Raw genomic sequence first — 20,605 nt, 5'->3', positions numbered from 1 at the left:
TCATTTTTGTGAATTTTGTTAATTGTATAGTTGTATATACATGTATATTCAATAGGCAAAAATGTGACACAGATAAAGTGAATGATGCGGGACACAATACCATTTATGATAAAAATCAATAAGATGATATTGATTTATTCCGTGATAAACAGGTAAATATTTTTACTGGTTTTGTGTTTAATATCACATTGATTTTACATTATTGTCACAATGGTTAATGAAAAACCTCTCCTTCCCAATAAGGAAAAAGAGGTTTTTGTGGCTTAATTTTTTGTAACTTATAGGAAGACTATGAATTAAACCGCCCTTTTAATTTATATCGATGACCAGGAAACAATAATCTGGCACTGGAAACAATAAACTCTTTCGACCAGGTTCGTCGACTAATTAATAAACAAGGTGTATTTGCTTCAATTTGTAATAACCGACAAAAAAGGGCATCTCCCGCCACAGCTTCAACAATATGCTCCCCTTCTGTTAATGGTGCTACCTGAGATAAGTAATCATGGGCGGTTTGTTGCCGAAAATCTTGCCGCAAATATTCCGGTGCCGCCTGAACATTGACATAACGATCTTCAATTTGCACAGGTATATCATTTTCATAATGCAGAATGATGGAATGGTAGAGAGGCGCCCCTGCTGCAATACTGAATTCCTCAGCCTGAGTGATATTGGCGGTCACTTCAGCGAGTTTCAGCACCTTGCAACTATGTCGGTTAGTGCGGGAAGCAATTTCATCTGCAATACTGTGAATTTCAAATAACGCAGATTGTCCTTTTGGCTCAGAGACAAACGATCCCACTCCCTGCAAACGAAATAGGAAACCTTCTGCCGTTAACTCCCTCAATGCCCGATTAGCCGTCATACGACTACAGCCAAATTTTTTGACTAATTCCGCTTCCGAAGGAACCCGATCATGCGGTTTCCATTCCCCTGTATAGATCTTTTCAATAATCGCTTGTTTGACTTTTGCATACAGGGGCACAGGCTTGGCATATGTATCTGGTAAATCGTCTGTCATTATCCCTTCCTTCCCACTTTTTCGCTCCCCACCAGTTATTTATTCCACCAGTGCACCAACTGCCAGGCAAGGCGAGCCGCCGCTTTTCCCCCCATTCCCTGAATATCATACAAAGGGTTAAGCTCCACTAAATCCACCGCCTGCAATTTTTTGCTCTGACAGATGAGTTGAACCAATGGCAATAAACGCTCCAGCGGAATTCCCAATGCCGCAGGCGCAGAAACAGACGGCATTTGCCAAATTGGCAGCACATCCAAGTCGATAGTCATATAAATAATATCAACCTGATTAATTATATCTTGTAATTGCTGCTGTACCTTATCCAACATGGATTCAACACAGTGGGTATCCCAAATAATCGTGACATCAAGATGATTAGCCTCATCCAGTAATGCCTCAGTATTTGATGCCAGGCTGGCACCAACACAACTGTAATTAAATGGACGCTGGTGTTGCTGGCAGTAATGCGCAAGTTGCCTAAATGGAGTGCCTGATGTAGGCTGCGGTGAATTGCGCAGATCCAAATGGGCATCAAAATTGATGATACCAACACGCTGCTTCGGAAACGCACGGTAAATTCCCATCCCATGAGCAAAAGCCGTTTCATGCCCCCCCCCAAAAATCAGCGTTTTCATATTATGTTGCTGGCATTCATAAACAGCATCACTGAGCGCTTGCTGGGCTTCACTCAGTTCGCCTGAATCAGCGCGAATATTTCCCAAATCCACTAACCTATCATGGCCGTCATAGCTCGCCAGATTTGCCAGCGATTGGCGTAGATATTCTGCTCCCTGTTTTGCTCCCGGACGCCCCTGATTCAGTTTAACGCCTTCATCGCATTCAAAACCCAATAGCGCAATGTGATGGGGAAATTCGGCTGGGGAGAAACTGGCGGGCTGCTTTATTGTCTGGAATATACGTAAGGCATTATTGGCTTCTGCAAGATCATTACGCCCCTGCCAAATATTTTCTGATGTTGGATGCCATAAATTCATATTTTTTCCCTCACCACCATTAATTAAAGCTATTTAAGTCATCACGATGCGTCATTTCACCATGATAAATACGATAAACCAACGGGTTATGTCCCAATTCATATAAGATATCCACCGGATTCTGGGCATCCCAAACGACAAAGTCCGCTATAAAACCTGCCGTAAGTTGACCATGACTCTCCGCTCGTCCCAATGCGTTGGCTGCATGAATGGTGACTCCCTGCCATACTTCTTCCGGCGTCAAACCAAATTGTACGCATGCCATATTCATCATCAGGCGCAAAGAGGCAAAAGGACTCGTGCCGGGATTAAAATCTGTCGAAATAGCCATTGGAACACCATATTGGCGCAATAATGCAATCGGGGGACGTTGAGTTTCTCTCAGGAAGTAAAATGCCCCCGGCAGTAACACGGCCACTGTTCCACTACGACTGAGAGCCTCAATGCCTTTTTCATCCAAATGTTCAATGTGATCCACTGATAAACCTTGATATTCAGCAACCAGTTCACTTCCTCCCAAATTGGAAAGTTGCTCAACATGACCTTTTACAGGAATATTCAGGCGCTTTGCTGTTTCAAAAAGGCGTCGGGTCTGTTCCAGATTGAAACCAACCGTTTCACAAAATACATCTACAGCTTCGAATAACTGTTTTTGCCAAAGAGTAGGCAGGATGGAGCCACAAACTAAATCAGTGTAGGCATCTGGATCATGTTTATATTCAGGTGGGACGGCATGGGCAGAAAGTAATGTCGGGCTAATTTCGATGGGATTTTTCTGTGCCAATGCCCGCACGACATTCAACTGTTTTTCTTCATTTATCAGATCCAGCCCATAACCGGATTTCATCTCAATCGTTGTCACGCCTTCGGCCATCAGTGTATTGAGACGTTTCTGGGATACACTTTCCAACTGTTGAGCTGAACTGTTGCGGGTGGCATTCACTGTAGAATTAATCCCTCCCCCTTTGGCACTAATTTCTTCATAAGAAACCCCATTCAGGCGCTGTTCCCACTCAGAGGCTCTATTACCACCAAAAACTAAGTGAGTGTGGCAATCAATTAAGCCGGGAGTGATCGGCCTCTGCTCTGCGTCAATGACCTTGCATTGGTTGGCGGGTACGCTATCTGTCGGCACAATCGCTAAGATTTTTTCGGCCCGGATAATAAGGTCATGCTGTTCTAACATGCCATAATTGCTTTCACCAGCCATGTCTTTAATTGCAGGATTCATTGTGGCAAGTTTGGCATTGCGCCATATGACATCAGTGTCTCTTAGTTCAATCGACATTGTACTATCCTGTTATTTTTGTTGTTTGTATCAGACCTCATGTTGTATATACATTTATTTTATAACCAGACATAATTGTCAAATCATTTTGTGAACACTTTGTTACTTTAAATGATAACTATCAGGAAAAATCACAAAAAATCAGGTACACTTGCTAAAAGTTGTGAGTAAATGAACGTGTAATGAAGAAAAAATATCAATTAAACACAGAAGACATCAGCCTATTCAGGACGTCTGTCACGGGAACCCGTCGCATTGCACAAGATACGATTTCCCATCCCCCGAAAAGAAAAAAAATTAACCGTATTGCCCCCGAACGCTTGAAGCAAGAGCAAGCTGATGCCAGTTATTATTTTTCCGATGAATTCCAGCCAAATTTGGATATGGAAGGCCCGACCCGCTACATTCGGGAAGGCACCAGCCATTATGAATTAAAGAAATTGCGGCGTGGAGATTATTCCCCTGAACTTTTCCTGGATTTACATGGACTAACTCAGTTACAGGCCAAACAAGAAATTGGGGCATTAATCGCTGCCTGCCGTCGAGAGCATGTCTATTGTGCCTGCGTTATGCATGGACATGGTAAACATATTCTCAAACAACAAGCCCCGCTATGGCTTGCCCAACATCCTGATATTATTGCCTTCCATCAAGCTCCCAAAGCGTGGGGAGGGAGCGCGGCGTTACTCATTTTGGTAGAGATGGATGAATTTACGCAGCGCTAACTTGTCGTTATATTTAATTAAATTGCCTGAGAATTAAGGTGTCTGGTTAGAATTTCGCCGCTAATTGTGCAGGGGATGTTTGCCATAACAGACACCCTTTTTCCGTTTGGTGATCCAACTCGACACAAGCAATGCTTGATGTCGTAAACATCGGCGGAGTTTGCCCCGGGCAAAGCTCAGACACCAAATAGCCGACCAACGGTAAATGAGAAACTATCAATACAGATTTATACCCTTGTATTGACAAAACGTGCAAGTAGCTGGCAATCAACATTACATCTCCCGATGGCGTTAACTCAGCCAGTATTTCTTCCTTGTCGGGAAGCGCCAGGTTTTCTCGTACCGCCTTCAATGTTTGTTCTGCTCGGATATAAGGACTGACCAGAACACAGTCGATGTCAGGCGATTGTTGCGAAAGCCCATGAGCCATTTGCTGTGATTCTTGATATCCTCTGGAGGTCAGTTCCCGCGCTGCATCACTGATTGCATTCAAAGCAGCATCACCATGACGCATAATAAAAACGTACATAATCCACCGTTAAGTTAATTGTGAATCTGTCTCAAAATACCCCACACTTTAGCTTTTCTTCAAACCATGAATAAACAATTAATTATTTCCTATAAAAAATCGGCCCTTAATTACAAGAGCCGACCTGACTGTTTTAACAAATAAAATTCAAGCTATACGTGAAATTTCTTTTTCTGTTCTGCCATCCGAATTAAACCCTCACAGGGAGTAAATCTTTCGCCATATTGCGTCTCCAGACGACGTAAAATTTCTACAACTTTATCACTGCCAAGCTTATCAATATAACGGAATGGCCCACCCAAGAACGGTGGGAACCCAATGCCAAATACAGCACCAATATCACCATCACGCGGACTTCTGATAATCCCCTCATCCAAACAACGCACGGCTTCATTCAGCATGAGCATCACACAACGCTGGGCAATGTCAGCAGGCAACATTTTTATCGCTGGTTTGATCTTTAATAAGGAATAAATCGAAGCATCCACTTCTTTGTTTTTTCTGCCAAAAGGCCAGAATGCGCTTTTTCTACTCGCATATAATTTTCTACTCGCATATAAATAGAAACCGCGGCCATTCTTCCTGCCCTTTCGGTCATCCTGCAAAATTGCAGCCAAAATCTCCGGTGCCGCAAATCGACTGCCTAATTCTTCTACTAAAATAGGGATGATTTTAGTACCCACATCTATGCCAACTTCATCCAGCAGATTGATGGGACCAATAGGAAAACCAAAATTCAGCAAAGCATTATCAATATGTTCAATCGGTTCACCTTCCAATAAACAATAACCCGCCTCATTAATGTAAGGTGTCAGAATTCGGTTCACATAAAAACCCGCTTTATCCCCGACAACAATCGCTGTTTTTCCCTGTTTCTTGGCTAACGCTACGGCCGTTGCGATCGTTTTTTCACTCGTTCCCTCATGTGGAATGACTTCCACCAGCGGCATTTTGTCTACAGGACTGAAATAGTGAAGACCGATCACCTGCTCTGGCCGAGTCGCAGCTTCAGCGATCTTATGGATTGGCAATGAAGAAGTGTTAGACGCAAAAATAGTTTCGGTTTTTGTATTGTCTTCAATTTCTGCAACCATTTTGCGTTTCAATACTAAATCTTCAAATACCGCTTCAACAACAATATCAGCTTGCTTAAACCCACTGTAATCTGTCGTTCCTGTCAATAGAGACATCTGACGAGAACGCTCACTTGATTGCAAACGACGCTGTTTTACCCGCTTAGAAAGGAGATCCCATGTATATTTCAAGGCCTGATTAATGCCTTTTTCATTAATATCTTTAATGCGAGCAGGTAAATTTCCTCGCGTCACGGTCACATTGGCAATACCGCCCCCCATCAGGCCTCCTCCCAAAATCCCCACATGTCTGATTTCGGCAGGCTGTTCTGAAGAGCCAGTTTCATTCTTCAACGTTGTAGAAGCAAAAAACAGACTCCGCAATGCTTCTGATTCTTGTGTCATCGCCAGTTCACCAAACGCCCTGGCTTCAAGCTGAAAACCTTTCTCTGGGCCTTTTTCCAGGCCGGCACGAATCACATTGATGATTTTTTCTGGTGCGGGATAATGACCGCGAGTTTTTTCTCGCGTTTTTTTATGGACCATCTGGAATAACAACGGCCTGCCTAATGCACTTGCCAGTATGCGCTGTGACCATGCCAATGGCTTACGTTTCACGATGCCTTTTTTAACATACTGCACAGCAACATCCAGCAAGATATCTAAAGGAACTGCGTCATCCACAACGCCCAACCGTTGCGCCTGTTTTGCCTTGAGCTGACGGCCGGTCAATATGATGTCTAAAGCAGCACTGACACCAATCAAACGAGGCAATCTTTGCGTTCCGCCTGAACCTGGTAATAACCCAAGCTGAACTTCCGGCAAACCAAGACGGGTTTTCTCATCCAAAGAACAGATTCGCGCATGACAAGCCAATGCCAACTCCAGCCCACCCCCTAAACACGCGCCATGAATCGCGGCCACAACCGGTAAAGGATAGCTGGCAATCTGCGCAAACAGTTTTTGACCTTTTTCAGCCAATGCTGTCGCTTCTTCCTGAGATTGGCAGTGAGCTATCATGCTAATGTCAGCACCAGCAATGAAAGTATCTGGCTTACCGGATACAATAACCAGCCCTTTCAAGCTTGAAACTTGTTGCGCTTTTTCAAACATGATCAGGAACTGTTCAACAAATTCAGCTTTCAGTGTGTTGACTTTCTCTCCGGGTACATCAATGGTGATAATTCCCACCTTGTCGTCCCTGACAGAAAAACTGAATACTGATTGCTCCGGTTGCATTGCTGCTGACATAACCGTTTCTTTTTCAACCTGAGCCATTATTCTACCTCCAATACCATTGCTGCACCCAAACCACCAGCGGCACAAGCTGTCGTTAACCCAAAACCACCACCACGGCGATGCAATTCATTCAACGTCTGGGTAACCATTCTGGCTCCTGTCGCCGCGAAGGGATGCCCATAAGCAATTGATCCACCCAATACATTGAATTTATCCATATCCACTTCGCCTATTGCCTGAGAACGCCCTAACTTTTCACGGGCAAATTTCTCACTGGCAAACATGTTTAAATTCGTTAATGTTTGGGCAGCAAATGCTTCATGCATGTCGATAAGAGTCAGCTCATTCAGGGTGATACCCGCACGATCCAGTGCCAGCGGGGTTGCATAGGACGGTCCCAGTAACATGTCCTGCCAAACATCAATGGCAGAAAATGCATAACTGCGTAAATACCCCAATGGAACCATACCGAGTTCTTTGGCAACCGATTCACGCATTAACATTACTGCCGCTGCACCATCAGTCAATGGTGTACTGTTTGCCGCGGTAACTGTGCCATGTTTACGATCAAAAGCCGGGCGCAATTTGGCATAAGAAGCTAAGGTGGAGTTTTTTCTGATATTGTTATCTTCTGCCAATGTCTTACTGTATGGCGGGAAATATGCCGATATAATTTCCTTTTGCAAAAGCCCTTGCTCCCAGGCTTTAGCGGCTAATACGTGGGAGCGATGCGCAAGTGCATCCTGATCTTCGCGACTGATATGATACGTTTTTGCCATCTGTTCAGCGGTATCCCCCATTCTCAACCCTGTAGAATATTCAGCAACGGCAGGGGATACAGGCAATAAATCACGGAATTTCAATCGGCTGAGTAATTTTAATCGTTGAGAGAGGCTCTTGGCTTTGTTCATGTCAACTAACGTGCGCGCCAGTGACTTAGTCACTCCGATGGGCAAAACGGATGAAGAATCCGCACCTCCGGCGATCCCTATATTGACTGTCCCTGCCATAATACTTTCAGCCACATTTGCAATTGCCTGAAAACTCGTCGCACAGGCGCGGGAAACACTATAGGCATCAGTATTTACACTTAAGCCTGTCCCCAAAACAATTTCCCTTGCAATATTTGGTGCTTCCGGCATTTGAACCACCTGTCCAAAAACCAATTGGTCGATCTTCTCAGGCGACAAACCGCTCCTAATGACCAGCTCGCTCACAACCGCCTTTCCTAAGTCAACAGCCGGAATACCGTGGTAGCAAGTTGCCTGTTTCGCAAAAGGAATGCGCAATCCGCTGACAATAGCGACACGTTCCTTTTGCGGTATTACTTTTGTTGAAGAACGACCCATAGCAACTCCTAATCATTATTATTAACTAAATCAATTGATTGATTAAAAATATTTACTCACCTCATAAGAGGTCAGACCTGCTGATGCATTGTTAACGCAATGTTGGAAAATAGCAAATAGGAATAAACGAAAAATGAGAACAAACTCAACTTTAAACTATTTATAATTTATACAACTTAAACGAAGAATGAGCGACAGGAGTACAAAGAGAAGACAATGATTTACAATCTATTACAAGCGATTTTCTCACTGATTGGCATGACAAAACAATGAGAAAACCGTTGTTCAGAGTGAATTAACGCAAGCCTAATTGAAAGATGAGGGCTTCCGCTTGGCAGCTAAAGGTAAAGTCCACAGATAATTGCATTCCACCGTCAACCGCTTCAATACTATGGCGTATAACACAGGGATCTGATTCCACTGATTTTGCCTTTTTGATCAACATATTAAGCATGATTTCGGCGTCTTGTTCACTCGTAAAAATACACTGATAAGAAGCGGTACAGTCTTCATTATCAATAACGGTTCCCACATCAACACAACAGTAAGCTGCCGTTTCTTCGGCATTACAGCGATTAATCGCATCAGACATTTAAATTGACTCCGGCTAAAAAACTTGCTGATAATTCTACGTTTTCCTGACTGCCGATAACCAGCACTTACGCTGTTTGAAGCCATTTATCTCACTATTTATTGATCTGACCACGTCAACAGAAACTCGTTTACACTTCATTAACGGAAGTTGTCTATTTTTTGTTAAGTAAGTCCCAATTTAAGAATCATTTTAGTTGTATTTAGAAAACATTCTTGCAACATATTCTATTATCAAGCCTATACTTCGTGCACTGGTCTGATTTGTCATTGTTGTCATTGCGACAAATCGACTCTACAATCCCGCGCTCTCAGCTACTTGAGTGGCATGTTAATAATAATTAGACAATGAGGTTTGGTTATGGACCAGAAAAACCTATTTACACGTTCAGCGTTAGCAGTGGCGGTTGCAATCCTCTCATCCAACGCTAGTGCTGCTGGTTTTCAATTGAATGAATATTCATCATCAGGACTAGGCCGTGCATTTTCTGGGGCAGGTGCCGTTGCAGACAACGCTTCCGTCGGCAGTCGTAACCCTGCGGCCATGACCTTATTTGATCGCCCGTCGTTTTCTGGTGGTTTGGTGTATGTCAACCCAGATGTTGATATTACCGGGAAGTCACCTGTAACGGGTCAGAGCACAAATGCTAAAAACATCGCTCCACATGCATGGATCCCAAACCTGCATTTTATCGCTCCAATTAATGATCAGTGGTATATTGGCGCCTCTGCGACTTCTAACTTTGGCTTGTCTACCAACTTCAGTAATAATTATTCTGCTGGCCCCATTGGTGGAAAAACATCGCTCAAGACTGTGAACTTTAATCTGAGTAGCGCTTACAAATTTAATGATCAATTCAGCTTTGGCTTAGGTGTTAATGCTATTTATGCCGATGCTGAAATTGTTCGTCATATGGGCGAAGTCGGGCCAGCGTTAACAGGAATGATTCACAAAATTAATCCCAAAATCTAAGACTAACATCCCTTCAACATACCGAAGGTGCCCGTTTGGAAGGCAAAGATTGGGGTTATGGTTGGAATGCAGGCCTTTTGTACCAATTTGATGAAAATAATCGTTATAGCTTAACTTACCGTTCAAAAGTTAAAGTGAAGTTTAAAAAAGGCGATTACAGCAATGAACTGCCTAATATTCCTGCTAACCCGGCTATCAAATTTCCTGGCATAAATGGCCTTGAGGGTAATACCATCAAAGGAACATTGGATCTGAATTTACCGGATATGTGGGAATTCTCAGGCTATAACCGCGTTGCACCACAATGGGCAATTCACTATAGCTTCCTGTATACAGGCTGGAGCGAATTTAAAGAATTACGTGGTAAAAACAAAGATTCCGGCGATACCTTATTCCACAAACACGAAGGTTTCCGCGATGCTTACCGTATCTCGCTAGGTACAACTTACTACTATGACGATAACTGGACATTCCGTACCGGTATCGCTTTTGATGAAAGCCCTGTACCAGCCAAAAATCGTTCTATCTCCATTCCGGATCAAGATCGTTTTTGGTTTAGCTTAGGAACCACTTATGCATTCAATAAAGATGCTTCTGTAGATGTTGGTGTTTCCTATATGCGCGGTAAAAAAGTACATGTTAGCGAAAAACTGCAAGAGGACGCGACGGTTTCAGTACATCATATGAATTCGATTCCAAAGGAACCGCATGGTTGTATGGTATAAACTTTAACTATACGTTCTAACTACATACCGTAACCCCAAAAAGGATAGCGCCCGCTATCCTTTTTTGATTATGAGTACGAACTAATCTATAGAATCCAATTCATCTTGAATACTTGCCGCATTAGGATTTTTTTCTGGCTCCAATATGCCGCCATTGGCCATAAAATCGTGGCGTTGGAAGTAAGCATCGCGCATCATCAAATAAGGATCTGAAGAGTTCTTTAACAGGCCATCAGAGTCCAGCAAGCGTGAGCGGGTTTCTATACCTTGGAAAACCCACTTACCTACCGACATCCAACCCGTGAGATAACTCAATATGGGATAAGTCATATCCGCAAAGTTACCGCCTTCATCACGCAATGTAAAACTACCGTAACCGGGCAGAACAACATAGGGACCATACCCCACGTTATAGTATCCCAATGTGCTACCAAAACGCATCGGATCTTCTTTTGCCAGTTTGGGGTTCGCCATGGAAGCAACATCAATAAGCCCTCCCATTCCCAACAAGGTATTCAAAAAGAAACGGTTGAAGTGTTTTGCACCTTCATGAACATCGCCACGCAAGAAACTGTTCACCATACTGGCTGGCTCTTCGAGGTTGCTCATAAAATTACCAATACCATTTCGTGCGGGCATCGGCACATAATCACGCCAAGCTACAGCAACAGGGCGCAGCACATATGGGTCGAGAACATCATAATTAAAGTTGAACATAGCGCGGTTAAACCCTTCCAGCGGATCAGAACGTCCCTGCTCCATCGTATTTGATGAACTGGCACATCCCACAAGTAAGACGGCTGTAAGAGCAACCCCGCTCAGACGATACTTCATATTGTTCTCCATATAATTATTTTTAGATATCAATTATCGTGCTGTATACCAGCTATTGCACCCAATATGTAAAATATACTGCCTATCTTTCATTAATGGTAATCAAAAAGAGTGGTGATTATATAGGCAAACAGTTCGTTATGCCTTATCTCTGACAAGAAAAACAGGTATACTGCGTTCCGCTGTCCCCTTAGTTAAATGGATATAACGAGCCCCTCCTAAGGGCTAGTTGCAGGTTCGATTCCTGCAGGGGACGCCAAACAAACCTCTCTCGACGTCTACTAAAGTCTCTTAATCCCAGATAAATCAAGCCATAGAGAAAAACCCTAATCTCTCGAAGTCTACAACCGTCTTCCTAAATCTCTACAATTTGTTGTATAGAAACTCCCAATATTTCTTCTATACAATATTGGGTGGGTTATGAAGCTGGCAACTAGCTGAATGGTTGGGTGAACACTCACCGGATAGTATTCAATATTTTCTGGAACGTGCTCATTGAGATACTGAAAACGCTCGCGATATTTTACGCGATTATAGGGATTCCTTCAGATTAAGGTGTCATCAATCTTAAAGATTCAACTACGAAATTTTCGTAGGTTATACTTTCGTCAACAAGGAATCCTTAATCTCGGAGGCTCCTCACTTTACTGAGTATGAGGACTACGAGACTTATTAAAAGGTTGCCTGCGAGCCTTACTTAATGTTGTTAAATGGGATTTAAAAGCCAATTAACTCACTGCCGACGAAATTCGTTGTGAGTTACTCAGTTACATTAAGTCACCCTGTGTTGGGAAAATAACAATGCAGGGTTTAAAGATGATGGGAATTTCCATCATGACTCAGATTTGAGCCATCTGCGGGAACCGTTAATTTCTACCATAGTTGATCACCCTGAGAGTTAAAGGGCAGATGACCGCCCTATAGTGATAATGGTTTCTTTTTATCCTTACCCGTTATTCTTAAGCTTTCCCTATCCAACTAGCATAAAATCCATAACTATGTGCTATGGCGAATATGTTTTCTGTTTGTACATTAGTGTGTTCACTTGTAGGTTTTATGAGTTTTAAATTTTATTTAATTATTATGAATAAAACTGTAACAATAAAATACACTGGCACTGCAAAATATGCGTTAAAGATATTGCGAACTTTTTGCGGACTAAAGATATTGATCCTTTATCCATAATTAACGATTTCATTTCGGAATTCGAAAGTAATGTGAGCATTTTTCCATTAGCAAGCCCAATCTCGTTTCAGCTAAGTAAGATTGGTGTATTTGAGTATCGTGAGTGTAATACAAAAAATGGATACAAAATTCTTTACACAGTCGATTCAGAAACTGATGTAGTCGTACATGTCATTTTAAACCAACGACAAGACATACAGGCACTGTTTCTAAAACGCATGATAGAATACCAAATCTAATTTCGCGTGACTCCACCAAGCCCAGCTCCACGGCAGTGCCATATTCAGGGGGCTACAACTTATTCGCCACTGTTTCCAGAGGATGCTGCGTAGCTTACGTCTTATCCATCGGCATCACCGATGGCCACTGGCTCTGGCTATAGTGGCTTTTCCAGCTCCTCAGATAGCGTTTTAGCCCTTGGATTAGCTGAGCGAGGCTTTTTCTTCCCGTATTGCGCCCCGTTAGTTCCCTTATCCGCGCTTTGAACCACATCAAAGGCTATGGCACACAACAAAAAACCTCGCCGAAGCGAGGTAAAATGTCTGAAATTAAATAAACCTGTGATAACACTATGCCACTGTTTCTCACCATTCAAGAAAAGCCAATCAGCTATGTGACATAGCTATCACTCTCGTCACAATATATCGACTTCTGTAATTACACAACCTGATTGATGACTTTTTTTTGTATGCATTTATCAAATTCCAAAATACCCCCCTGACACTGCCAATATCCCTTCAGAGGCCTGTAATCTTTTGGAAATTTTACTGTGGGATGTGTGTGCTTTAATCAATCAGGACACCTTGGTAAAGGAATAGAATGACATTAATTAACATGTCGTTATAAAGCGTAAATCGGCTAAAAAATTACAGATAATTTTGCAGGTTGAACAATCCCAACCCAAGACATTAACTTCCGATGAACAACAGGAATTAATGAAAGTCCGTAAAGAAAAAATAATTAAGAATAGAAAAGGCAACCCTAAAAAAGCGAGCGCCTTCTTTGTGAAAGCATTGCTGTAAAATGTTACATCATTCCTGCACTACCGCAAATGTGGATTTTAGTTTCGACCACCTTGCGCATAGCCTCTTTACCTGGTGTGATATATTTGCGCGGATCGTTTGCCTCAGGGTGTTCAGCAAAATAGGCTTTGACCGCGTCAGCAAAAGCGATTTTCAGATCTGTCGCCACATTCACCTTGCAGATCCCAAAATTAATCGCACGCCGAACCATCTCTTCAGGGATACCCGATGCACCATGCAGTACCAGTGGAATATCAACCTGCTGCCTGATGGCGTCCAGGCGACCAAAATCAAGGTGCGGCTCCCCGTGATACAGGCCATGCGCTGAACCTATCGCAACCGCCAGTGAATCAATACCTGTCCGAGCAACATACTCTTTCGCCGCTATAGGATCAGTATAGAAGCTATCTTTGCTATCGACGACTAAGTCATCCTCCTGCCCGCCAAGTCGACCTAATTCTGCCTCAACGCTGACATCGTAGTTCTGGCAAAATCGAACCACCCGGGATACTGCCTCAATATTCTGCTCAAAAGGCAGATGTGAACCATCAATCATCACAGAACGAATACCAGACTGCACTTTATGACAGATATCATCATACTCTTCATGGTGATCCAGATGCAGTGCCACTGGCAGATGGTTGATATAGGCCGCTTCACGACAGATAGACACCATATATTCCAGCCCTGCGTAGGTAAAAGTGCCAGGTGTTCCCGCCAATATTACCGGTGATGACAGTGCGGCGGCGGTTTCTACTACCACCTGCACTGTTTCAAGGTTATGGACATTAAAAGCGGGTACAGCATATCCACCCCGTTGCGCTTTTTTTAGCATTTCTCGATTAGAAATCAGATACATGTGACCTCCTCAGATACCATCAATATCCTGTGATGACGGTTTTTCACGCTGTTGCTCATGCCACAGACTGGTCAGCCCACGATGTCCACATTCCAGTGCCATGTCACGGAACTCAAAGGCTGTCATACCGTCACGTTCAAGCATCATTTCCACAACCATCTGCATATTAGTACCGGTAATAACCTGATATGCAGGATGATTTAATGCCAGTTGCGCAGACTGTCTGAATGGAGAACCACCGAGTAAATCGGTGAGAAAAACCAGCCCGTCCCCCTGATCACATTGACTGCACGCAGCCGCCAGTGCCTTTTTCAGTGTCTCAGTACACATTCCTTCTGGAAAATCTACGGCTACACACTGCGCCTGTGGGCCAATGACCTGCTCTACTGCCTGCAACAGGCCACTGGCAAAACTACCATGTCCGGTTATCACTACACCTAACATCTGCACCCCTTATAGAAAACCAACTAATTTACCGACAACCCCGAACACCACTGTGATACCAATCAGTTTCACCGGTGAGCTTCCCTTCTTCATCAGCCAGTACACCAGTAGAGTAAAAGCCAGAGGCAGCAGATTAGGCATCAGTTTATCCAGTACATCCGTCTGTAGAGCAACCTTCGCCTCACCAGCCTTCATGACTAACGGAGTGGAAAGATGAACATAAGAAGCGACCAGCGCGCCTATCACTGTCATACCGACAATTGAAGCCGCATGAGAGATGTTTCTGGTGTGCGTTTTCAGCATGGCAATCGCTTTGGTACCGGCCTGATAGCCGTAATGCGCCAGCCCGAAACGCAGGGCAAAGTGCACAATATTAAACATTAGCAGAAAAATAATCGGTCCGAATAAACTGCCCTGAAGTGCCAAAGATGCCCCAATGCCGGCGCAAATAGGTAGTAGAGTCAACCAGAATAGAGCATCACCGATCCCGCCTAAAGGTCCCATTAATGCAACTTTCACAGCACGGATAGTAGATACCTTCTCTTTGCTCTTTTCCATCGCCAGTACAAGCCCAGACAGAAAAGTGACGTCAAAGGGATGAACATTGATAAACTCCATATGCATTTTCATGGAGTTGGATAAATCCTGTGGATTTTTATGGATCTTGCGCAGTGCTGGTATCAGGGTATATAACCAACCTCCTGCCTGCATACGTTCATAGTTAAACGATGCTTGCAATAATAGTGAGCGCAGCGCCATTACGTTAATATCGCGGTTTGTCAGTTCGGGAGCAGGATCACTATCAATATAGTCGTCCCGATCAACCTGACTGGTTTCCATGTTAAATGCCATCGTTCATCTCCTGTGCGGTAGTCTGAGAACCAGCACCCTGATCGTCGTTGCTGTCGTTACGGGTACGATTAAAGAAATCAATCAGTGCGATTGCGAATGCGCAGAGTGCGACTGCAATAATCGGCATGTTCAGGAAAGTTACGGAAATAAAACCTAGCATGAAGTAGGCCACATAGGTTTTTTTCATCATGAGTTTCATCAGTAATGAGAAACCAATCGCAGGCATCATTCCCCCTGCGACCGCAAGGCCATCAAGCAACCATTGTGGCGCTTTTCTGACTATGGCACTCGCCGCATCTGCACCGAAATAGATAGGCAGGAAAGCCACAATAAAGTAGAACAAAAACAGAATGAGCATACCGAAGTAGTTAACCCATTCAACACCACGCCAGTTTAGTTTTTTCACCATTTCATCGCACTTGTGCATCATCGGTGAATAGATAGTAAACAACAGTGTGATGCAACCCTGTACGGCTATCGAAAATGGCACAGCTATCCCTATCGCCACTTTCGGATCGGTATGTGCCATGATCGCAAACGTTGTTCCAATCACCCCACCGATAACCACATTAGGTGGCTGTGCTCCGGCCAGTGGCACCATCCCCATCCAGACCAGTTCCAGCGTTCCGCCAACCAGCAAACCCGTCTGTACATCCCCTAAAATCAGTCCAACCAAAGGGCCGATCACGATGGGACGGTGAATATGAGTCAGTCCGTTGAACAAATCAACACCAGCTATCCCTGCCAGTAAAGCGATAAGTAGTGCGCTAGTAAGCATACTGACCTCCTCAGCTAATCAGCTTAGAGACAGATTCACCTGCTTCATCCGGCACCCGACGGATTTCACAAGTGATTCCCAATTTATCCAACTCACGGAATGCATTGATATCAGCATCATCAACAGAAACTGTTTTGTGGATCTGTTTTTTTCCTTCCGAGAAATGCATATTTCCGACATTGACAAATTTAATAGGAACACCTCCTTTAACCAGAGTAAGCACATCCTGAGGTGTTTTGCAGACAATAAAAATTTTCTGCCTGTCCGCCGCCTTGTGGATGACATCGATTGTTTTCTGCAATGTGAAATAGCGGGTCTGCACATCGTCAGAAACCACCATATCCATTAAAGATTGCGCAACAGGGTCGGCTGATGCTTCATCATTTGCCACCACAACCAAATTCGCGCCCAGTGAATTTGTCCAGGTCACGCCAACCTGACCATGAATCAGACGGTTATCGATTCGGGTCATCAATATGTTTGGGGTAGACATACTCACTCCTGTTATTATTTTGTTGTTAATAAGGGTATAGCTGGACACCTTGTACAACCCGATTTACTTCCCCTGTTGGGCAAGGATTATCGGGCGATAAGCGATGTGACAGCGAGGTATTGAATGCCAACAACTGGAAAAAGATAAGATACGGGAACATTAACCAGACATCAGAGAGCTCACTATTCAGTTCAACAGCTCCCAACAATGGCAGGCTACTAAGCGGAATAATCTGTTTTGCTAGTTCATCATGTTTCAGTTCATTGAGCAGATCGATATCATAGCGGCGGCAATACGCTTCAGCCGACAGCATCACGACAACTAAGGTAGTTTCATCGATCATAAATTTAGGACCATGACGTACGCCAAGTGTAGAATCAAAACGGGTTGCTACTTTCCCGGCGGTCAGTTCAAGCATCTTCAGGGCACCTTCTTCCGCGATACCGGTAAAACAGCCGGAACCCAACGCTACCATTCTGTTGAAATCGGACTGTGATACTTTCTGAATCTGCGGCAACCATTCTGAAAAACACTTTTCACAGAGAGTGGCCATCTTTTCGACTGACTTATCTGCCCGTGCAAAATCCAGTTTGCCAAGCAGTAGCAATGTCGCCAATGTCATGCAGCTGAAGCTGGATGTCATTGCAAAACTACGATCATGGGAACCTTTAGGCATAATCAGCGAACAGACATTGTTCTTACCCTCAGCCCGCTTCTCCTTGACATAATGGGCAAGCGCGCCATCAGGATTACAGGTAAGTATCAAGTGATAAACATCACCTGCCAGTTGATCTGCCAGCGCAATTACACCAACACTTTCCGGACTGTTACCAGAACGTGCATAGGAGACTAGTAAGGTCGGACGCTGTTTTTCAAGATACTGCCACGGTGTCGGCAGAATATCTGTCGATGCATAGGCGCAAACATCCAACCCGCAATGTTCACGTAACCACGGAGCCATCGCTTTACCGACAAAAGCGGAAGAACCGGCACCACAGAGGATAATCTGTAGATCAGGCTTAGCTAACAATGAAGACAAAAAAGGCTGCCACTGTGCCGCACTGGACTCCAATTCACGATAGAGTTCACGCCATAAACGGGGTTGATGGGCTATTTCCTCTGCGGTAAACAGCGCATCGTGTTCTTCTAGCCATGACTGTGAATATGACAGTATCGTCTTCATGCGACAGCTCCTTCACACGCGAGTGCGTACTGAAGTAAAACGGTTCTCACTTTATCCATCACCCACACTTTCGGATCCTGTTCCAGCCGCCCTGCTTTTACTGCTTCAGCCTGCTCAGGCAGGTATTGACTTAACATCGACAGAGGTATTGGGTTATTACGCAGGTTATCCAACAGCTTATTGACTGCCGCTTCTGCCTTTGGATCTGCCCAGTAATAACGAATGCGGTCACTAAAACTGTATTGGCGGTCGATATATTGCTGATGTGCATTGCCTTGGTAATAAGGATGCCAGTGCTGAGGCTGCTCATGCATGATTTGCTCCAGCGTACTGTGCAGGTGAGCCGCATTCAGCTCACCATTCCATTCACGATCTAGCTTATCGAGAGCAAACAACCCCTCGCGCAGGGCAAACGTCAGTGCAGGCCCCACTTTTAGGATGGCAAAATGGTCACGCACCAATTCACGGTAAGCACGCGGAGTTTGGTAATCCGTAGAATGCGCCTCATAAACCAAATGGGGGACTGTCTCGATAAACTGGCTGAGTGTTTGTGCTTTCGCTGACTTGTAATGTTCAACATTATGATGATCAAATTCGACGCCTGGCTGAACCACAAGGCCAATAACCCGCGGCCAGACATCCGCTAAACCATGTTCCTGCCATGCGTGTTGATGAATTTTCAGCGTCGTTTCTGCAGCCAGAGGCGAAGTGATCTGCATCCCTGCCATTGACGCTTTAGCACCTCCCGGAACAGGAACTTCAGTGCCAATCACATAAACAGGGCGTTCACCGCCGTGCGCTTTCCAACTGCGCTCAGCAACCTGACACAGCCTCGCTGCACGAGATGCTACGATTTCATCACAGAGCGGCACCGGATCATCGGCACAGGACATTGAACAATCGAGATGAATTTTCCTGAAACCTGCCGCAACATAATCGTAAATCAGTGTTTCAGAGAGCTGCATCGCCTCTTGTGCGCTACGGTTTTGCCATGCATTAGGCCCCAGATGATCACCACCAAGCCAGACTTTTTCGCGAGGAAGCCCTATTTTGTCAGCAATGTTCCAGACCATTGCGCGGAAATCTGTCGGTTGCATTCCGGTATATCCACCGAACTGATTAACCTGATTAGAAGTTGCCTCAATAAGTACCGAAGAGTCTCTCTCTTTGGCAAAACGAATAGCACTTTCCAGCACCCAGGGATGTGCCGAGCAAACAGAGTAAACCCCAACGTTCTCGCCTGATTTATGGCGGTGGATCAACTGCAATAATGGCTGCATAGTATCTCCAGACTATTCAGATATGTTTAAAAACCTTACGTTTTTAATTAAAATAGATATTTCTTATTCATCAACCACAATGACGTCGGCACCAAAAACAATCAGTGCCTAATGGTAATCCCAGCGTCAAGATCAAACTGCCCATATCAAGAAACAATTACAGCAGAGTGGAACAATCGAAAATGTGATCCTTATTAAAGTTCATTTTTAGAGAAAAACCACTTCGAAAATATTTCATTTTCATTCAAATCGACAGCATGATCTGTCATTCAGCTTATTCGTTCTTCTACTTAAAAGCAGTCAAGAACTGTAATTAAAGGAATTAAACAACCCGCAAACTTTAATATTTTTTACAGCAACGGCATCGCGAATAAATTTAAAATCAATCACTGCATTGATTTTGTAGATCAAATAGCCTTTAATCTTGACTATATATACCAATCCAACTTCAAATTGCAGCTTGCAAATCAATGTGATTGTTTATATCTCCCCGCGTAGCGAGGGAGATAATAAGACACATATTGAAAGGCGATTGGTATATAAATTTATCTTGAAAATAGACATAATTTGGCAACATAATTTATTTTTAAGGAGGCTCGATTTCCATTGGAAAACGGGCTTTTTGCGGAAAGGTTATTTTTCCTAAGTATAGGTCTTAAACATCAGATAATGACATCGGGTATGAGTAAAACGTTAATATCTCAATCCAAGTTACAAGACAATCCCTGTATTAATTGCGGAGCTTGCTGTGCATATTTTCGTGTTTCATTTTATTGGGCTGAAGCTGAGGATGGTGGCGGCACAGTTCCCGTATCTATGACCGAAAAATTAAATGATTTCAGGCGCTGTATGAAAGGCACCAATGAACCTCACCCTCGATGTATCAATTTATGTGGTGAAATTGGTAAGTCGGTTTCCTGTTCTATTTATGATAAAAGGCCCTCCCCTTGCAGAGAATTTCCCCAAGCCTGGGAAACGGAAGATTATAATGAAAGTTGTGATCGTGCCAGAGCGGCTTATGGCCTTCCCCCTCTGCCAAAACCTCAAACATAGTTGATACTCGTTTGATATTAGTCGAATAAAAAACAGAATATTTCACTCAAGAGGAATTCGTTAGTCTCATCACAGACACCTTACTTTTGCATATCTATAGTTAACAAATGTCAA

Annotated in this window: 18 protein-coding genes, 1 tRNA gene and 1 pseudogene; 4 read left to right on the top strand and 16 right to left on the bottom strand. The window is 43.8% G+C overall.

Translation table 11 applies throughout. The features are described 5' to 3' along the window. Positions 1-289: 289 nt before the first annotated feature. The 3 genes from hutC to hutI are packed head-to-tail and all read right to left on the bottom strand — an operon-like array spanning position 290 to position 3,304. Positions 290-1,021 carry a histidine utilization repressor gene (gene hutC, locus ACSJJG_RS06470; protein WP_481088829.1) on the bottom strand — a complete coding sequence of 244 codons (732 nt, stop codon included), beginning with the start codon at positions 1,019-1,021 and terminating at the stop codon, positions 290-292. A gap of 35 nt (positions 1,022-1,056) precedes the next feature. Continuing rightward, positions 1,057-2,016 (bottom strand): formimidoylglutamase, encoded by a 960-nt coding sequence (gene hutG, locus ACSJJG_RS06465; protein ID WP_481088828.1) that lies wholly within the window; start codon positions 2,014-2,016, stop codon positions 1,057-1,059. 19 nt (positions 2,017-2,035) lie between these two features. Beyond that, complete coding sequence (gene hutI, locus ACSJJG_RS06460) at positions 2,036-3,304, bottom strand: imidazolonepropionase (protein ID WP_481088827.1); 1,269 nt, start codon at positions 3,302-3,304, stop codon at positions 2,036-2,038. Positions 3,305-3,486: 182 nt separating this feature from the next. Between hutI and smrB the strand changes: the two genes are divergently transcribed. After that, positions 3,487-4,029 carry an endonuclease SmrB gene (smrB, locus tag ACSJJG_RS06455; protein WP_481088826.1) on the top strand — a complete coding sequence of 181 codons (543 nt, stop codon included), beginning with the start codon at positions 3,487-3,489 and terminating at the stop codon, positions 4,027-4,029. 46 nt (positions 4,030-4,075) lie between these two features. Here smrB and sixA read toward each other — a convergent pair whose 3' ends face one another. From sixA to ACSJJG_RS06435, 4 genes are all read right to left on the bottom strand, one after another. Then, a complete protein-coding gene (sixA, locus tag ACSJJG_RS06450) occupies positions 4,076-4,558 on the bottom strand; it encodes a phosphohistidine phosphatase SixA (protein ID WP_481088825.1) in 483 nt (160 codons plus the stop codon). A gap of 152 nt (positions 4,559-4,710) precedes the next feature. Next, complete coding sequence (gene fadJ, locus ACSJJG_RS06445; protein ID WP_481088824.1) at positions 4,711-6,909, bottom strand: fatty acid oxidation complex subunit alpha FadJ; 2,199 nt, start codon at positions 6,907-6,909, stop codon at positions 4,711-4,713. Continuing rightward, positions 6,909-8,219 carry an acetyl-CoA C-acyltransferase FadI gene (gene fadI / locus ACSJJG_RS06440; protein WP_481088823.1) on the bottom strand — a complete coding sequence of 437 codons (1,311 nt, stop codon included), beginning with the start codon at positions 8,217-8,219 and terminating at the stop codon, positions 6,909-6,911. The genes fadJ and fadI overlap by 1 nt, the downstream gene beginning before the upstream one ends. A gap of 295 nt (positions 8,220-8,514) precedes the next feature. After that, entirely contained in the window at positions 8,515-8,811 is a 297-nt protein-coding gene (locus tag ACSJJG_RS06435; protein ID WP_481088822.1) for a YfcZ/YiiS family protein, read from the bottom strand. 360 nt (positions 8,812-9,171) lie between these two features. Here ACSJJG_RS06435 and fadL point away from each other — a divergent pair. After that, positions 9,172-10,528, top strand: a pseudogene (gene fadL, locus ACSJJG_RS06430) (long-chain fatty acid transporter FadL). A 61-nt stretch (positions 10,529-10,589) separates the two neighbouring features. Here fadL and mlaA read toward each other — a convergent pair. After that, positions 10,590-11,342 (bottom strand): phospholipid-binding lipoprotein MlaA, encoded by a 753-nt coding sequence (gene mlaA / locus ACSJJG_RS06425; protein ID WP_481088821.1) that lies wholly within the window; start codon positions 11,340-11,342, stop codon positions 10,590-10,592. A gap of 184 nt (positions 11,343-11,526) precedes the next feature. On the opposite strand from mlaA, the gene ACSJJG_RS06420 reads away from it, so the two are divergent. Then, positions 11,527-11,601 (top strand) — tRNA-Arg (locus ACSJJG_RS06420). A 1,259-nt stretch (positions 11,602-12,860) separates the two neighbouring features. On the opposite strand, the gene ACSJJG_RS06415 is transcribed toward ACSJJG_RS06420, so the two are convergent. The 8 genes from ACSJJG_RS06415 to ACSJJG_RS06380 all read right to left on the bottom strand — a co-directional run bounded on the left by ACSJJG_RS06415 (position 12,861) and on the right by ACSJJG_RS06380 (position 19,438). Next, positions 12,861-13,019, bottom strand: coding sequence for a group II intron maturase-specific domain-containing protein (locus ACSJJG_RS06415; RefSeq protein ID WP_223281619.1), 159 nt, complete (start codon positions 13,017-13,019; stop codon positions 12,861-12,863). Positions 13,020-13,553: 534 nt separating this feature from the next. Beyond that, complete coding sequence (locus tag ACSJJG_RS06410; protein WP_189758830.1) at positions 13,554-14,408, bottom strand: tagatose bisphosphate family class II aldolase; 855 nt, start codon at positions 14,406-14,408, stop codon at positions 13,554-13,556. Positions 14,409-14,417: 9 nt separating this feature from the next. Further along, the gene (gene agaF, locus ACSJJG_RS06405) at positions 14,418-14,852 is read right to left on the bottom strand and encodes a PTS galactosamine/N-acetylgalactosamine transporter subunit IIA (RefSeq protein ID WP_189758829.1); all 435 of its coding nucleotides are present in this window, start codon (positions 14,850-14,852) and stop codon (positions 14,418-14,420) included. A gap of 9 nt (positions 14,853-14,861) precedes the next feature. Continuing rightward, positions 14,862-15,704: a PTS system mannose/fructose/sorbose family transporter subunit IID gene (locus ACSJJG_RS06400; protein WP_189758828.1), complete on the bottom strand. Its 843-nt coding sequence runs from the start codon at positions 15,702-15,704 to the stop codon at positions 14,862-14,864. Next, on the bottom strand, positions 15,694-16,482 hold the full coding sequence (agaW, locus tag ACSJJG_RS06395) for a PTS N-acetylgalactosamine transporter subunit IIC (protein ID WP_189758827.1): 789 nt from the start codon (positions 16,480-16,482) through the stop codon (positions 15,694-15,696). The genes ACSJJG_RS06400 and agaW overlap by 11 nt, the downstream gene beginning before the upstream one ends. A gap of 10 nt (positions 16,483-16,492) precedes the next feature. Continuing rightward, positions 16,493-16,975, bottom strand: coding sequence for a PTS N-acetylgalactosamine transporter subunit IIB (agaV, locus tag ACSJJG_RS06390; protein WP_189758826.1), 483 nt, complete (start codon positions 16,973-16,975; stop codon positions 16,493-16,495). Between the two features lie 25 nt (positions 16,976-17,000). Beyond that, on the bottom strand, positions 17,001-18,158 hold the full coding sequence (locus ACSJJG_RS06385; protein WP_189758825.1) for an SIS domain-containing protein: 1,158 nt from the start codon (positions 18,156-18,158) through the stop codon (positions 17,001-17,003). Beyond that, on the bottom strand, positions 18,155-19,438 hold the full coding sequence (locus ACSJJG_RS06380) for a D-tagatose-bisphosphate aldolase, class II, non-catalytic subunit (RefSeq protein ID WP_189758824.1): 1,284 nt from the start codon (positions 19,436-19,438) through the stop codon (positions 18,155-18,157). The genes ACSJJG_RS06385 and ACSJJG_RS06380 overlap by 4 nt, the downstream gene beginning before the upstream one ends. Before the next feature lie 681 nt (positions 19,439-20,119). Here ACSJJG_RS06380 and ACSJJG_RS06375 point away from each other — a divergent pair. Then, the gene (locus ACSJJG_RS06375) at positions 20,120-20,491 is read left to right on the top strand and encodes a YkgJ family cysteine cluster protein (protein ID WP_481090391.1); all 372 of its coding nucleotides are present in this window, start codon (positions 20,120-20,122) and stop codon (positions 20,489-20,491) included. Positions 20,492-20,605: the final 114 nt, after the last annotated feature.

This window comes from Xenorhabdus sp. SGI 60 (assembly GCF_056632175.1).
The sequence above is the reverse complement of the archived record's forward strand: the minus strand, read 5'-3'. Positions and strand labels throughout refer to the sequence as shown.

Bases quoted from the DNA above. Each gene is read 5' to 3' on its own strand.
- mlaA (WP_481088821.1), bottom strand. From the start codon at position 11,342: ATGAAGTATCGTCTGAGCGGGGTTGCTCTTACAGCCGTCTTACTTGTG.
- ACSJJG_RS06380 (WP_189758824.1), bottom strand. From the start codon at position 19,438: ATGCAGCCATTATTGCAGTTGATCCACCGCCATAAATCAGGCGAGAAC.
- agaV (WP_189758826.1), bottom strand. From the start codon at position 16,975: ATGTCTACCCCAAACATATTGATGACCCGAATCGATAACCGTCTGATT.
- ACSJJG_RS06375 (WP_481090391.1), top strand. From the start codon at position 20,120: ATGAGTAAAACGTTAATATCTCAATCCAAGTTACAAGACAATCCCTGT.
- agaW (WP_189758827.1), bottom strand. From the start codon at position 16,482: ATGCTTACTAGCGCACTACTTATCGCTTTACTGGCAGGGATAGCTGGT.
- ACSJJG_RS06385 (WP_189758825.1), bottom strand. From the start codon at position 18,158: ATGAAGACGATACTGTCATATTCACAGTCATGGCTAGAAGAACACGAT.
- ACSJJG_RS06400 (WP_189758828.1), bottom strand. From the start codon at position 15,704: ATGGCATTTAACATGGAAACCAGTCAGGTTGATCGGGACGACTATATT.
- ACSJJG_RS06435 (WP_481088822.1), bottom strand. From the start codon at position 8,811: ATGTCTGATGCGATTAATCGCTGTAATGCCGAAGAAACGGCAGCTTAC.
- agaF (WP_189758829.1), bottom strand. From the start codon at position 14,852: ATGTTAGGTGTAGTGATAACCGGACATGGTAGTTTTGCCAGTGGCCTG.
- smrB (WP_481088826.1), top strand. From the start codon at position 3,487: ATGAAGAAAAAATATCAATTAAACACAGAAGACATCAGCCTATTCAGG.
- ACSJJG_RS06415 (WP_223281619.1), bottom strand. From the start codon at position 13,019: ATGTGGTTCAAAGCGCGGATAAGGGAACTAACGGGGCGCAATACGGGA.
- ACSJJG_RS06410 (WP_189758830.1), bottom strand. From the start codon at position 14,408: ATGTATCTGATTTCTAATCGAGAAATGCTAAAAAAAGCGCAACGGGGT.
- hutG (WP_481088828.1), bottom strand. From the start codon at position 2,016: ATGAATTTATGGCATCCAACATCAGAAAATATTTGGCAGGGGCGTAAT.
- fadI (WP_481088823.1), bottom strand. From the start codon at position 8,219: ATGGGTCGTTCTTCAACAAAAGTAATACCGCAAAAGGAACGTGTCGCT.
- hutC (WP_481088829.1), bottom strand. From the start codon at position 1,021: ATGACAGACGATTTACCAGATACATATGCCAAGCCTGTGCCCCTGTAT.
- fadJ (WP_481088824.1), bottom strand. From the start codon at position 6,909: ATGGCTCAGGTTGAAAAAGAAACGGTTATGTCAGCAGCAATGCAACCG.
- sixA (WP_481088825.1), bottom strand. From the start codon at position 4,558: ATGTACGTTTTTATTATGCGTCATGGTGATGCTGCTTTGAATGCAATC.
- hutI (WP_481088827.1), bottom strand. From the start codon at position 3,304: ATGTCGATTGAACTAAGAGACACTGATGTCATATGGCGCAATGCCAAA.